Source organism: Streptomyces sp. NPDC005494 (assembly GCF_042872025.1).
GTDB lineage: Bacteria > Actinomycetota > Actinomycetes > Streptomycetales > Streptomycetaceae > Streptomyces.
Genome location: NZ_JBIAJR010000023.1, coordinates 17512 through 30618 on the forward strand (window position 1 = coordinate 17512; position 13107 = coordinate 30618).

17 protein-coding genes are annotated in these 13107 nt (G+C 71.2%); 6 read left to right on the plus strand and 11 right to left on the minus strand.

What is annotated here, in order from left to right:
- Window positions 1-161: 161 nt before the first annotated feature.
- The 3 genes from ACFYQ6_RS34705 to ACFYQ6_RS34715 all read left to right on the plus strand — a co-directional run bounded on the left by ACFYQ6_RS34705 (window position 162) and on the right by ACFYQ6_RS34715 (window position 2613).
- Window positions 162-1385 carry a cytochrome P450 gene (locus ACFYQ6_RS34705; RefSeq protein ID WP_361579838.1) on the plus strand — a complete coding sequence of 408 codons (1224 nt, stop codon included), beginning with the start codon at window positions 162-164 and terminating at the stop codon, window positions 1383-1385.
- A 5-nt stretch (window positions 1386-1390) separates the two neighbouring features.
- Window positions 1391-1591, plus strand: a complete 201-nt coding sequence (locus ACFYQ6_RS34710; protein ID WP_361579840.1) for a ferredoxin — start codon at window positions 1391-1393, stop codon at window positions 1589-1591.
- Between the two features lie 224 nt (window positions 1592-1815).
- Window positions 1816-2613, plus strand: a complete 798-nt coding sequence (locus ACFYQ6_RS34715) for a hypothetical protein (protein ID WP_361579842.1) — start codon at window positions 1816-1818, stop codon at window positions 2611-2613.
- A 64-nt stretch (window positions 2614-2677) separates the two neighbouring features.
- On the opposite strand, the gene ACFYQ6_RS34720 is transcribed toward ACFYQ6_RS34715, so the two are convergent.
- From ACFYQ6_RS34720 to ACFYQ6_RS34740, 5 genes are read right to left on the minus strand one after another with little or no spacing between them, the layout of a single operon-like run.
- Window positions 2678-3628: a hypothetical protein gene (locus tag ACFYQ6_RS34720; protein WP_361579843.1), complete on the minus strand. Its 951-nt coding sequence runs from the start codon at window positions 3626-3628 to the stop codon at window positions 2678-2680.
- Window positions 3625-4038 carry a hypothetical protein gene (locus ACFYQ6_RS34725; RefSeq protein WP_361579845.1) on the minus strand — a complete coding sequence of 138 codons (414 nt, stop codon included), beginning with the start codon at window positions 4036-4038 and terminating at the stop codon, window positions 3625-3627. The genes ACFYQ6_RS34720 and ACFYQ6_RS34725 overlap by 4 nt, the downstream gene beginning before the upstream one ends.
- Window positions 4038-4451 carry a hypothetical protein gene (locus tag ACFYQ6_RS34730; protein WP_361579847.1) on the minus strand — a complete coding sequence of 138 codons (414 nt, stop codon included), beginning with the start codon at window positions 4449-4451 and terminating at the stop codon, window positions 4038-4040. Before ACFYQ6_RS34730 ends, ACFYQ6_RS34725 begins: the two co-directional genes overlap by 1 nt.
- Complete coding sequence (locus tag ACFYQ6_RS34735) at window positions 4451-4819, minus strand: DsrE family protein (RefSeq protein ID WP_361579849.1); 369 nt, start codon at window positions 4817-4819, stop codon at window positions 4451-4453. The genes ACFYQ6_RS34730 and ACFYQ6_RS34735 overlap by 1 nt, the downstream gene beginning before the upstream one ends.
- A complete protein-coding gene (locus tag ACFYQ6_RS34740; RefSeq protein ID WP_356744215.1) occupies window positions 4819-5070 on the minus strand; it encodes an acyl carrier protein in 252 nt (83 codons plus the stop codon). The genes ACFYQ6_RS34735 and ACFYQ6_RS34740 overlap by 1 nt, the downstream gene beginning before the upstream one ends.
- A gap of 194 nt (window positions 5071-5264) precedes the next feature.
- On the opposite strand from ACFYQ6_RS34740, the gene ACFYQ6_RS34745 reads away from it, so the two are divergent.
- The 3 genes from ACFYQ6_RS34745 (at window position 5265) to ACFYQ6_RS34755 (ending at window position 8450) form a co-directional block, all read left to right on the plus strand.
- Window positions 5265-6440, plus strand: coding sequence for a beta-ketoacyl synthase N-terminal-like domain-containing protein (locus tag ACFYQ6_RS34745; protein WP_361579852.1), 1176 nt, complete (start codon window positions 5265-5267; stop codon window positions 6438-6440).
- A 26-nt stretch (window positions 6441-6466) separates the two neighbouring features.
- Window positions 6467-7402 (plus strand): beta-ketoacyl synthase N-terminal-like domain-containing protein, encoded by a 936-nt coding sequence (locus ACFYQ6_RS34750; protein ID WP_361579854.1) that lies wholly within the window; start codon window positions 6467-6469, stop codon window positions 7400-7402.
- Between the two features lie 85 nt (window positions 7403-7487).
- On the plus strand, window positions 7488-8450 hold the full coding sequence (locus ACFYQ6_RS34755) for a hypothetical protein (protein ID WP_361579856.1): 963 nt from the start codon (window positions 7488-7490) through the stop codon (window positions 8448-8450).
- A 69-nt stretch (window positions 8451-8519) separates the two neighbouring features.
- Here the strand turns inward: ACFYQ6_RS34755 and ACFYQ6_RS34760 are convergent, their stop codons facing one another.
- The 6 genes from ACFYQ6_RS34760 to ACFYQ6_RS34785 all read right to left on the minus strand — a co-directional run.
- Entirely contained in the window at window positions 8520-9290 is a 771-nt protein-coding gene (locus ACFYQ6_RS34760) for an alpha/beta fold hydrolase (RefSeq protein WP_361579858.1), read from the minus strand.
- 22 nt (window positions 9291-9312) lie between these two features.
- The gene (locus tag ACFYQ6_RS34765) at window positions 9313-9531 is read right to left on the minus strand and encodes an MbtH family protein (protein ID WP_356744205.1); all 219 of its coding nucleotides are present in this window, start codon (window positions 9529-9531) and stop codon (window positions 9313-9315) included.
- Between the two features lie 103 nt (window positions 9532-9634).
- Window positions 9635-9952 carry a LysR family transcriptional regulator gene (locus ACFYQ6_RS34770; protein ID WP_361579860.1) on the minus strand — a complete coding sequence of 106 codons (318 nt, stop codon included), beginning with the start codon at window positions 9950-9952 and terminating at the stop codon, window positions 9635-9637.
- A gap of 228 nt (window positions 9953-10180) precedes the next feature.
- On the minus strand, window positions 10181-12340 hold the full coding sequence (locus tag ACFYQ6_RS34775; protein WP_361579862.1) for an MMPL family transporter: 2160 nt from the start codon (window positions 12338-12340) through the stop codon (window positions 10181-10183).
- 132 nt (window positions 12341-12472) lie between these two features.
- Window positions 12473-12685 carry an acyl-CoA carboxylase epsilon subunit gene (locus ACFYQ6_RS34780; RefSeq protein WP_361579864.1) on the minus strand — a complete coding sequence of 71 codons (213 nt, stop codon included), beginning with the start codon at window positions 12683-12685 and terminating at the stop codon, window positions 12473-12475.
- Window positions 12682-13107 (minus strand): carboxyl transferase domain-containing protein (locus ACFYQ6_RS34785; protein ID WP_388766845.1); only part of this gene is annotated, 426 nt, incomplete at its 5' end. The genes ACFYQ6_RS34785 and ACFYQ6_RS34780, both read right to left, overlap by 4 nt.

Genomic DNA, 13107 nt, shown 5'->3' on the forward strand with positions numbered 1-13107 from the left:
AATTTCCGGAAAGGGCTCTTCTCACCCTCGGCGCAAAAGCATTCGGCTTCTCCGGATCCGACTTCCTGCAGCAAACGGCAGCGACTCCGGCGGACCGGAATTCCGTCCGTAGCATCGGCCCGAGCAGGCTCATGACCACGACAAAGACAGGGAAAACCCCTATGACCGACGCCATGGAGATGCCGGCGACCTGCCCCGTAGCCCCCCGCGGATGGCCCAACCCGCTGCTTCCCGAGTACGGTCAGGTCCCGGCGGGCCGGCCGCTCACGCAGGTGACCATGCCGTCGGGCAGCAAGGCGTGGCTCGTCTCCCAGCACGACCACATACAGCGGCTGCTGGCGGACGACCGGTTCAGCGTCGAGCCGCACCCGACCTTCCCCATCAGGTTCCCGGCGCCCCAGGAACTGCTGGACATGATCGCCCGCGACTCGAAGAACCTGCTGGTGACCATGGACCCGCCCCGCCACACGCGGGTCCGTCAGATGGCCCTTCCCGACTTCACCATCAAGGCGTCCGAGAAGCTGCGCCCCCGCGTCCAGGAGCTCATCGACCAGTACCTGGACCGGATGGAGGAGGCCGGCGGCCCCACCGACCTCGTCCAGGCGCTGGCCCTGCCGCTGCCCGCGCAGGTGATCTGCGAGATGGCCGGCATCCCCGAGGCCGAGCGCGACGTCTTCACGCGCAACGCCGCGATCATGGTGGGCACGCGCCACTCGTACACCATGGACGAGAAGATGGCCGCCAACGACGAGTTGATGAAGTACTTCGCGGAGCTCGTCACCGAGAAGCAGCAGAACCCCACCGACGACATGCTCGGCAACTTCATCACCCGGGCCGGCCGCACGGACGAGTTCGACCACCACGGTCTGACGCTGATGACGAAGATGCTGCTGCTCGCGGGCTACGAGTTCATCGTCAACCGCATCGCGCTCGGCACCCAGACGCTCCTCGACCACCCGGAGCAGCTCAAGGCCCTCCAGGCGGACCCGGCGGGGCTCATGCCGAAGACCGTGAACGAGGTGCTGCGCCACTTCAGCATCGTCGACGAGATCATCGCCCGTGTGGCGCTGGCCGACGTCGAGATCGACGGCGTGACCATCAAGGAGGGCGAGGGAATCCTCGTGCTCAAGGGCCTCGGTGACCGGGACCCCGCCAAGTACACGGACCCGGACGCCTTCGACATCCACCGCGACTCGCGGGACCACCTGGCCTTCGGCTACGGCGTCCACCAGTGTCTGGGCCAGCATGTGGCACGGCTGATGATGGAGCTCTGCTTCACCTCGCTGTTCGCCCGCTTCCCGGGGCTGCACTTGGTCGAGTCCGACGAGCCGATCGAGCTCGTCGACGGGCTGCCGCCGGTGCACAAGCTCGTGGTCGGCTGGTGAGCGGGATGCGGGTACACGTCGACCGTGACCGCTGCATCGGCGCCGGACTCTGCGTGATGAGCGCTCCGGCGGTCTTCGACCAGGAGGACGAGAGCGGTCTCGTCGTGCTCCTCGACGAGACCCCTACGGATGCCGACGCCGGGCACGCGCGCAAGATCGCCGAGCACATCTGCCCGTCGAAGGCCGTCCGGGTCACCGGCGGCTGAGCCGCCCGACGACCCAGCGGCCCCGCGGGTCCGCCGCCGCACGCGCGGGGCGGGCCCGCCGTCGTTCCCCAGCACGTCTCTTGAGCACGCCTCTCGGGCGGGCAGCGCGGGACTCGGGGACCGCCGCCGTTCCCCGCGGCCGCACCGTTCCGCGGTGACCGCCACCGTTCCCCACGGCCGCACCGTTCCGCGGTGCCGGCCGTCGACCAGAGTGGACAGCACACATGACCAGACTCAGCGGCTGGAAAGTACTCGACGCCGGCCAGGGATCCGAGCTCGTCCTGGCCGTCGACTTCGCCACCACCGGGCGCTCCGACTCCAGCTTCTCCGACCTCGTCCCGCGCCTCGGCCCGCAGTTCACCGTGTGGGAGACCAGGCAGCCCGACACCGGAGGGGGGATGTCCGCCGGTGACTACGTCGACTGGTGGGCCCGCGAGGTCGAGGCCGGCGGACGCGCCGTCCGGGCGGTGCTCGGTTACTGCGCCGGCAGCGTCTTCGCCGGTGAGCTGGTTTCCAGGCTCGCCGCCGGGCAGGCGGAGCCGCCCCGGTTCCTGGTCTTCGACCCGGAGGTGCCGACCCTGGACGCCCTGCACCGGGACTTCGACGCGATGCTGGGGCAGTTCGCCTCGGTCCTGACCGCCGGCGAGGTGGCCGCCGCCCGGCAGGCCGCTGCCACGGCGCTGGCGACCGCCCCCGGGTTCGCCGCTCTCGGGAAGGAGCTCGTCCGGATCTTCCGTGAGCAGGCCGGCGCCGCGTTCGTCCGCGAGGAGCTGGACATGGACCTGCTGGAGGAGTTCGCGGCGGTGTTCGAGTCGTTCGTGTCCTACCTGGACGCGGCCCGGAGCATCGATCCGGCCGGCGCGTGGCGCACCGCCACCGCGGTGAACTCGCTGCAGCCCACCGAGGGCGCGCTGCTGGCCGCGCGAGCCGTGGAGATCCCCGTCGACCACGTCGACATCCTGCGCAGCGACCTGACGGCCGGCGCGGTACAGGAGATCCTGTCGCTCCACGCGGCCTCCTGACACGCGCCGGTCCTTCCGCCCCGGGACCTGCCCGGGGCGGAAGGACCGGCGGACGCCCGCGCGGTCAGAGCGCCGCCGTCGCCGTCCGGTCGAGCCGCTCGCGCGGCCGGCTCGAACCGACGAGCGCGCCGACGGTCATGACGCACCGGTCGCCGTCCCAGGTCTCCCCGGACACGAAGACGTTGTCGGCCATCAGCCGGTCGATGCGGGCCACATGCCGCAGCACCGCGCCCGGCCGGACCTCGCCGGCGAAGCGGCAGCGGCGGAACGCCGCCGCGACCTGCACTCCCCCGGTCGTGCCGCTCGACAGCCACAGCAGCACCGAGGACTGTCCGAAGGACTCCAGCATCAGCGCCCTGGGGTACATGTACCGGGAGAGCGGCAGACCGTCCTCCATCGACCCGTAGCACGGCTCGGACCCGGAGACGGCCTTGACCGTGGTGATCTCCGAGCCGGGCTCGAAGGCCTCCACCCGGTCCACGAGCAGCATGGGGTGGCGTACGGGCAGCCGGTCCAGGATCGCGGTGTAGTCCGGCCCCGATCCGGCGGCGTGGGCGGAGGGCGGGCCTCCGGCGGGGGTGAGCCCGCCGGACAGGACGGCGTCCGGGCCGCCGAGCACCACCTTCGTGGCGACGACGGGGACACCGTCCTGGCGTACGCCGTCAGCGGTGACCAGCCACCGTCCGCCTCCGGACTCCGTGGCCGTGACGTCCAGCCGGATCTCGTCGCCGCCCTGCATGGGCGCCAGCCACCGGGCCGAGACGACCTCCAGCAGGTTCAGCGGCTCGTCGGCGCCGGTGCACGACGTCAGCGCCTGCCGGAGCCCTTCGAGCACGAACACGGCGGGCAGCAGGGTGAGTCCCGGGAAGTGCCCGGCCATGTACGGGTCGTCGGCGCGGACCGTCTTGAAGGTGCTGAAGCTCAGGCCGGGTGCGTCCGCGCGCCGCTCGATCCGGTCGACCGCGCGCAGGGGGGTCGCGTAGGTGTGCGGGGCCCCGGCCGGCCGGCCGGTCATATGAACCACACGTGGTCGTACGAGGGCCAGCGGGCGGCCAGTTCGGCGGGCCCGAGCGCCACGGTGCCCGGCAGCAGGTCCTCGGGCCCGAACCCGAGTGCGGCGAGCGCGGTGTCGTCCACCAGGACCTCGAAGCCCGCGTCGACCAGATCGCGCACGGAGCCCCGGTAGTCCGGCAGCGTGTCCAGGGTCGTCGAGCCGAGCCGTACGGAGGGCACGTACGTGTGCTCGTCGACGGCCATCGTCACGGTGGAACCGCGCAGCGCCAGGTCGACCTGCTCGAACTGTCCGTGCAGGTCGAGCAGCCCGTACAGCGGGTGGAAGAACTGGACCTCGACGGCGCCCCGGTAGGCGCGGTCGATGACACAGAGCACCCTGCGGCGGGACTCGTCGCGCTCGGTCGTCGTCATCAGGCTCCTCCGAGGTAGAGCGTCTGCCTGGCCGCGTCGATGGTGCCCGCCAGCCGGAGCGGCGAGCGGTGCCGCACCTGAGGGATGTGGTGGGTCGCGCCGCGCTCCTCGGAGCAGGCGGTGCACGCGATCCAGGCGAAGCGCCCAGCGCTGTCGGCGGTCAGTCGCCGGACGATCGCCGAGGGCGAGGGGTAATGCCCCTCGGGATCACGGGTGTTGGGGAGCTTGGTGTCGCCGAAGGTGTCCTGGGTGAGCATGTTGGCGTAACCGCACGCCCAGACCCGTACCGACCCTCCGTTCGCGAGTACCGCGTCCGAGAGCCGCAGCGCCGAGGTGACCACGTCGCCGGAGTGCGGGGCAGCGGTCATGATCAGCAGCAGGTCCCACACGCGGCGCTTCATCGGGGTCGCCATCAGTGCCACACACCTCTGCAGTCGTCCTCGGCCAGGGCGGCGGCGACGGTCTCCATGCCGGCGAGCTTCACGTGCGGCGACAGCCTGCCGGCGTCGAGAGCGCGCTGTGCGGCGGAGAAGTCGTCCACCAGGATCTCGGCGCCCGCTCCTGCGAGCCGTTCCACCTCGGGCACGTCGCCGCCCACCGCGCTGAGCACCCCGTCCTCGACGAGGTAGACCCGCACCCGGTGTCCCGCCTCGGCCAGAGCCACGGCGTCCATGAGGAAGGCGCCCGCGCCGGGGCCCGCCCAGTTCCCCTTGCTCTCGATCAGGAAGTAGGAGGGGGCGGCGCCGCCGGTGTCCGCGGCGCGGACCGGCTGCCCGTCCATCAGCCGCTCAGCTTCCGGCTGAGCAGTTCACAGATGTCGGGGAAGGTGCGGAGCCCGATGAGCTCCTCCTCGGGGATCCTGATCGCGTAACGCTGTTCCAGCGTGACGGCGAGCTCCAGCGCGATCACCGAGTCGGCTCCCAGCTCCTCGATGAGCAGCGCGTCATCGGTCAGCGCCGAGGACTCGACGTCCAGGGTGTCCGCCACCATGTCCCGCAGCTCCGACCTGTCCAGCGTGCTTTCCGCACCCACCGGATTCCCTTTCCTTCGGATTTACCTGTTCAACTCCGCGATATTCCGTATTCATTACTCATTCGATACGGAGTCGGCTGATCGCGGCCGATCGTATTGCAGGAAATCGGGCGCGCCGGAGTCGCCCCGTAATTCCTGCAGGTACTTGCAGGCAGAACGGTCGCCGGGTACCGGCACGGCACCCTGGTCAATCGGTGAATTTCTTTCCGTACGATCCGGAGAAGTGGGGTACGCCGGTGACGGTCGTGGTCACGGGGCTGGGAGCGGTGTCCTGCTTCGGCGGCGGAGTCGACGCGCTGTGGGAGGGCCTGCTCCGCGCCGATCAACGGCCGGTGCCCGCAGTCGATGCGTGCGGCCTGCCCGAGCACCCTCGGTTGTACGCGGCCCCGGCCGGCGAGAGCACCGCCCCCGGGCGCACCAGCTCACTGGTCGTCGAGGCGGTCGCGGAGGCCGTCGCCGAGGCACGGCTGACCCGCGACGACCTGCTCGACGCGGGCCTGACCGTCGGCACGTCGCTCGGCGACATCGACCTGGCGGAGCTGCCGGACGGACCCGGACGCCGGCTCGCCACGCACGGCGTGGCCGCCGTGGTCGCCGGCCGGTTCGGCATCGGAGGCTGCGGCCACACCCTGTCCACCGCCTGCTCCGCCGGGGCCTACGCGGTGGCCTGGGGCGCCCTGCTGATCGAGACCGGGCAGGCCGACGTCGTCGTCGCCTGCGGCGGCGACGCCTTCTCGCGGGTCGCCGTCGGAACGCTCCACCGGTTCGGGCTGCTGGACCCGGTGTGCTGCCGCCCCTTCGACACCGACCGCTCGGGCATGGTCACCGGCGAGGGCGCGGCGGCCGTGGTGCTGGAGTCCGCCGCCTCCGCCCGGCGCCGGGGGGTGGCCGCGCAGGCGGTGCTCGCCGGGCAGGGCTGGAGCTGCGACGCCCACCACCCGATGGCGCCCGAGCCGTCCGGCGGGCAGCTGCGGCGCTCGGTCGCCCAGGCCCTCTCCACCGCCGGGCCGCCCGGTGCCGTGGTCCTCCACCGCGCCGGTGTGGCGCTCAACGACTCCGTGGAGAGCACCGCCGTCAGTGAGGCCGTCACCGCCGCCGGCGGCGACATCGCCGCGACGGCGGGTTACGCGCCGAAGGCCGTCATGGGCCATACCGCGGGCGCGGCGGGGGTGTTCGGCTGTGTCATCGCCGCCCGGATGCTGGGCGCCGGCCTGGTGCCGCCCAACGCGCACGTCACCACGGTGGACCCCTCCTGCCCGATGGACGTCCCGCTGGCAGGACCGGTGCCGCTGCCCCGCCCGGCCGTGCTCGTGAGCGGGACCGGATTCGGCGCCAACAACGCGGCGCTCGTATGGGAGGCCGTCGCGTGAACGTGTTGCTCATAGGCTCAGGCTCGGTGGCGGAACGTCCCCCCGCCGCGGAGGAGGGCAGGGCGGCGGCCTGGTTCGACCCTGCCGAACACCTCGGCCGGCGCGGCTGGAAGTACCACTCCCCCGCCACCCGGTACCTCCTCGCGGCCGGTCATCAGGCACTCGGCAGACGCCACGACGACCTGCCCCTCGACGGCGCGCCGAGCCTGCGCCTCGGCGTGGTCACGGGCACCCAGTACGCGATCGCCCACGCGCACCGGCGGATGGACGACACCCTGCGCACGGTGGGCGTCCGGGGCATCAGCCCGGCGGAGGTACCGGCCTTCTCCATGAGCACCCCGGGGAGCCAGCTCGCCATCGGCACCGGGGCCAGGGCGTTCTCGGTCACGCTGACGAATCCCGGCACCGCGGGTCTGGAGGCCGTGCACTTCGCGGTCACGGCACTGCGGACGGGCCGCGCGGACCGCGTGGTGGCCGCTGCCACCGACGAGGCACCGGGTGGCGACGAGGAGCGCGAGCTCGACGGCGCCGCCGCCGTCGTCCTGTCGGCACCGGACTGCGCCGACCGGGCCCGTGCGCTGGCCGAAGTCACCGGCGGCCTCTCGCGGTTCGTCCCCCGGGGAGCCGACGGCGGCCGGGACCCCGCCGTGGTCGCGGCGGCCGGGAGACGGATCGCCGCCCTGACCGCCGGCACGCACGGCGTCAGGCTGGTCGTCAGCGGGCCCGCCGGAGCCGCGCGCTTCGGAGCCGCGGTGCGCGACGCCGTCGCGACGGCGCTCGCCGGGACCGGAGGCTCCCTGCGCGTGCCCGGCGGTCAATTCACCGAGGCCCGGCACTGCTCGGTTTCCGGGCTGCTGGAACTCATAGCGCTGGCAGGGACGGGGGAGACCGCCCTCCTCGTGTCACTCTCCGATTCCGGGCACCTCACCGCCATAGCACTGCGCAGCCCGTCACGGCCTTGATTTCACCATTTCCCTGCAACTGACGTATCTCTGAGAGGAGATGGGATACTTGGCCACCGATCACCGGTCGGATAGCATGCCGATCATGACAGCAATGGCGGCACAGCCGACCTCACGGCTGATGAAAATGCGCAGGATATGCGGCTACGGCACCGTGGTCGCGGTCATGCCGTACATGCTGATCAAAATCGTCTGGACATTCGGACTGTTCCTTCCGAACGAAGAAATGGGCGAGGCGGACTGGCGTGCGATCAACGCGACGACCGCGGTGCTCGCCGCGGTAGGAATTCTGCTGGCGGTCGCCTTCATCCAGCCCTGGGGCCAGAGACTTCCCGCATGGCTGATCGTCCTGCCCGTGTGGGTCGGCACCGGCCTGCTCGTGCCCATGCTGGTGCTGGCGCCGGTGCTCGGCCCCGCCGCCATGTCCCAGGACGAACAGGCCGCCGCGTCCAACGACTTGTGGGCGTACGAACAGGTCCTGGTCATGATCTCGCTGGTGGGCGTGGGGATCGGGCTCCCGCTCGCGCTCGCCGGATACGCGAAGGCGCGGTGGCCCGAGGCGCTGAGCGGCCCGGTCGACCCCGGTGAGACCCAGGGGAACACGCGGGCGCTCCAGACCACCGTGGCCAGGCTGCTGGCAGCGGGCTGCGTCGCGCTCGGCCTCGTCAAGGTGTTCTGGGCGGCCGGCGGAACGCTGGGGCTGGACGCGGACCGCCTGTCCTACCGCGACATGTGGTGGCACCTGCTGTCCCTGAGCACGGGCGTCTGGGCCTTCGCCGGGGCATGGGGGCTCCTGGTACTGACGAGCCGCCGGGGCCCGCGGAAGTTTCTGATCCCCATGGCGGCGTCATGGATCTCCTCGGGCATGCTCTTCTCCTACGGCCTCTACAGCCTGCTCACGAACCTCGGCACGAAGCGGCCCTCCCCCGAGAGCGACGTGGCCCACCTGCTGGCGGGCCAGGCCGGCACAGTTCTGGGCGTGCTCATGGGCATGGTCATCCTGATGGTGCTCCACGACCGCAGGGCCGCCCTGCGCGAGGCGGTCTGAACCCGCCGCCTACACCTGCCCCTCCCGCCGGGAACGCCGCGTCGACATGGTCGGCGCGGCGTTCCCGCGTCACGGGCGCCCCGCTCCGGGGGCGGTTTCGGTGCACCATCGCGGCAGCCCGGCCCAGACGTCCGTCTCGTAGAAGTGCCCGCCCGGCAGCTCGAACGCCTCGAAGCCGCCGTCCGCCAGCGACTTCCAGTCCCGTTCCACCTCGTCGAAGGGCTCGGAGTCGCCGGAGCCGTAGAGCACCCTGAGCGGTACGGTCGCGCGGGTCCCCTCGGTGAACCGGTAGGACTCCGAGACGGCGAGGTCCGCGCGGAGCAGTTCCACGGCGATGGCGCGGAGTTCGGGTTCGTTGGCCACCACCGCCGACATCTGCCCGAACGTACGCATCCAGTCGACGAGGACGTCGTCGCTGTCGGCCGTGCGGGGGATGTGGCTTCCGCGCACTCCTCGCCGGTGAGGTGCGACCCCGCCGGAGACGACGAGTGCCGACGGCCGCGCGACGCCGAGGCGTTCGAGCTGCGCCGCCGTCTCGAAGGCCAGCCAGGAGCCCATGCTGTGGCCGAACAGCGTGTAGGGCCGGGCCGCGAGACCGCGGACCGCTCCCACCACGTCGTCGCGCAGGGCGACCCAGTCGCGGGCGAACGGAGTGCCGAACCTGGACTCCCGGCCGGGATAGCAGATCAGCGCCAGCTCCACGTCGTCCGGCACGACGTCGGCCCAGCGGCGGAACGGTGCCGTCCCACCGCCGCAGAAGCTCAGGCACACCAGCACCCGGCTCGCGTCCGGCCGTGGCCGGGGCCGGTACACCGCGGGGGTGGAGGAAACCGTCTGCATGATCGTCCTCTCCGGCTCCGTCCTACTCGGACTCGGCCATCTGACGCACCAGGCTCAGCGGGCGCATGTCGGTCCAGTTCGCGTCGACGTAGTCCAGGCAGGCCTGCCTGCTGTCCTGGCCGTGCTTCACCGTCCAGCCGGAGGGTATCTCGGCGAAGGCCGGCCACAGCGAGTGCTGGCCCTCCTCGTTGACCAGGACGTAGTAGCTGGCGTCGTTGTCCTCGAACGGGTTGGTGCTCATCTTTTTCTCTCCAACGTTTTTCCGGGATGGGAAGAGATGTCTGCCGAAAGACCGCACAGAAGCAATTCGGCGGGGGTGCGAAAAAAGTCGGCACACGCCGGAGTCAGGCGGTGCCCTTCCGGGCCGCCGGAACAGCGGCAGGGACCGGCCCCCCGGGCTCCGCGTCCTCGCACGGGCTCGGGGAACGCATGTCGCCCATCAGCATCAGGGCGGCACGCGCCGACGGCAGAACCGACCGCCCGTCGCGGGTCAGCCGTGCACCGCTGGGGTGCCGGGTGAACAACTTGAAACCGAGGGACCGTTCCAGGCACTGGATCTGATAGGTGATCGCCGCCTGCGAATAACCGAGTCGCCGTGCCGCGGCATCCATTCGCCCGGTTTCCGCGACCGAAACGAATGCCTTCAACTCACGCTCGTGCATCACACCTCGCATTCGGCCCGTATCGCGGCAGAAATTCCGAAGACCAAGAACGCCGTGCCGAAATCCTATCGATATCTCCGCCGCTCCTCCCCCTCTCCTTTCAGGAAGCTGCACGGCCGCCGGACCGGAGGGAGGGGGCGACGCCGGGCGGGGAGCCAGGAAGACGCCCGCCCCCTGCCGGAGGCCGGCGAGGGGGCGAGCGGTCACGCTGGGGAGAGTCCGGAGCGGCTACCGGCCTCGTGAGCCGACGAGGTCCTCGGAGCCGTCGGGGGCGCCGGGCTCCGCGCGGTCGTCCGTGGGCGCGGCGTCACGGTTGCCCGGCCACCAGGCTTTCGCTCCCACCAGCGTGGTGATCGCCGGCACCAGCAGGATCGCCGTCACGAACGCGCTGAGCAGGATCCCGAAGGCGACCGCGAAGCCCATCTGCTTCAGCATCGCGTTGTCCGCGAGCATCAGCACGCCGAAGGTGCCGGCGAGGATGACCGCCGCGGCGCCGATGGTGGGCGCGGAGTGCGTGACGGCCCTCCGGACGGCCTCCTGCGGCTCCTTGCCGCTGTTGATCTCCTCGCGGAGCCTGGCCACCATCAGGATGTTGTAGTCGGTCCCGATGGCGACGACGAAGAGGTAGACGATCACCGGCAGCATGAACAGCAGCCCGTCCGAGCCGCTCTGGAACAGCCAGACGGTGGCACCGAGGGTGCCGCCGAAGCCGAGACCGACCGAGATCATCAGGTACCAGGGCGCGATGAGGCTGCGCAGCATCAGGCCGAGGATGAGCATGATCGCCACCGCGGCGATCGGGAACACGAGCTTGTAGTCCCGGTTCACCGCGGTCCGGACGTCCGTGAGGACGGCCGTGCTTCCGCCGACGAACTGTTCGGTGGCCTCCGGGGCGGCCTCGTGGACCGTGTCCCGCAGCTCGCCCCCGACCAGTTCGATTGCCCTGTCGTCGGTCGGACGGTGGTCGAGCACGACGGCGTACTGCGCGACCGTACCGTCGGGGCTGACCAGGGCCGGGGCGACCTGCGCCACGCCGTCGACGCCCGCGAGCTCCTTCTCGTAGGCCTTCAGCCCTGCCGTGTCCAGGGCCGCCTTCCCGGTGGACTTCACGTAGACGAACGTGGGGTCGGACTGCCCGGCGGAGAAGCCGCTCTGGAAGTCCTCCATCGCCTGGACGGACTCCAGGGTGTCCGGGAGCGAACTCTCGGTGTCGTACTCCGCCTTGAAGCCGAACACCCCCGTGGCGAGCGCCACGAGCACCACACCGGACACACCCGCGATGACGCCCGGCCTGCGGGAGGCGAAACCACCGACGCGGTCCGAGAGCGCGTTCCTGGGCTGTGTGCGCCAGGCCTTGGACGGCCAGAACGCCTTGGTGCCCAGCAGGGAGAAGACGGCCGGCACGAGGGTGAGGGCGGAGAGCAGGGTGACGGCGACGGCGATCGCCAGCGCGAGGCCCATGCTGCTGAGCATGCCCATGGACGAGAGCAGCAGCGAGAGGAACGCCGCGATGACGACGCCCGCCGCGGACGCGATGGTCTCGCCGACCCGGCCGGCGGCCGTGGCCAGCGCCTCCTTGGCCGGCATGCCCTCCCTCAGGTGCTCGCGGTAGCGGAACAGCAGGAAGAGCGTGTAGTCGGTGCCGACACCGAAGAGCACCACGATGAGGATGGCGGAGATGGAGGCGGGAGCCGCCATGCCGGCGAGCTCGCTGGCCGTGGCGATGACCCCCATGGTCACCGTGAAGACCACCCCGATGACGAGGACGGGCAGCAGGGCGATCACCGGGCTGCGGAAGATGACCAGCAACAGGACGATGATGAGGACCAGCGTGGCCATCATGACCATGGCGTCCGTGCTGTCCGAAGCCTCCGTCGAGTCCAGCACGGTGGCGGTGGCCCCGGTGTAGCCCACCTCGAGGCCGCTGCCGGAGAGGCGCCCGGCGGTCTCCTCACGGATGTCGCCGACGGATTCGACCAGCGTCTCGTCGTTGGCCTTCTTCGTCGAGGCGAACACGTGGAGGAGGGCGATCTTCCCGTCCGGCGACACCGCCTCGGGGTCGGCCACCACTTCGGTGATCTTCGCGAACTTCTCGGCCTGCAGACCGGCCGCGATCTCGCCGGCCTTCTTCTGGTCGGCCTCGGTCAGCTTGCCGCCGTCGGCACGCCGGACCACGCCGATGGCCGCCGGCTGGCGGCTCTGCGGGAAGGCGTCCCGCTGGATCTCCACCGCACGGACCGACTCGTAGTGCGACGGGAGGAACTCCGCCTGGTCGTCGGTCGGCTTCAGCTGCGGCGCCAGCGCGACCAGGGCTGTGGTCGCCAGCAACCACAGCGCGACGACCAGCCATGGGCGGTTCACCGAGAACCGCCCTATCCCTCGGAACATGGGAATCCTCCACGTCTTCACCCGCGGCTCGTCCCGCGGCCGCGTATCTGCACTCGGACCTTTGGACCGCCACGTTCCGCAACGCGCCCGACGACTTCAAGTAGCCGTGCAACGACCTGCAGCGACAGCCGGTCAGCGTCCGCCGCGCCAGGAGACGTGGGCGGAGGCCGGGGACTCCGCACGCCGCCAGGAGGCCGGGGCGGTCCCCGGGCCGCCCGGTGCGGCCGGCCCGGATCGCTGGACGGCGGCCAGCACCACCGCGACCGCCGCCGCCAGCTCCTCGGGGGTGGGCGAGCCGTGCACCACTCTCAGCAGGGATCCGCCCTGCTCGTCGCCGGCGCTCACGCGGGCTGGTTCCCGTGCTTGCGCGAGGGCAGGTCCGCGTGCTTGAGCCGCAGCATCTCCAGGGAACGGATCAGCAGCAGACGCGTCTCGGCGGGGTCGATGACGTCGTCGACCAGGCCGCGCTCGGCCGCGTAGTAGGGGTGCATCAGCTCGGCCTTGTACTCCTTGACCAGCTGACCGCGCACCGCCTCGGGGTCGTCGGCGCCGGCGATCTCGCGGCGGAAGATGACGTTGGCGGCGCCCTCGGCGCCCATGACCGCGATCTCGTTGGTGGGCCACGCGTAGGCCAGGTCGGAGCCGATGGATGTGGAGTCCATGACGATGTAGGCGCCGCCGTAGGCCTTGCGCAGGATCAGGGAGATCCTGGGCACGGTGGCGTTGCAGTACGCGTAGAGCAGCTTCGCGCCGTGCCGGATGATCCC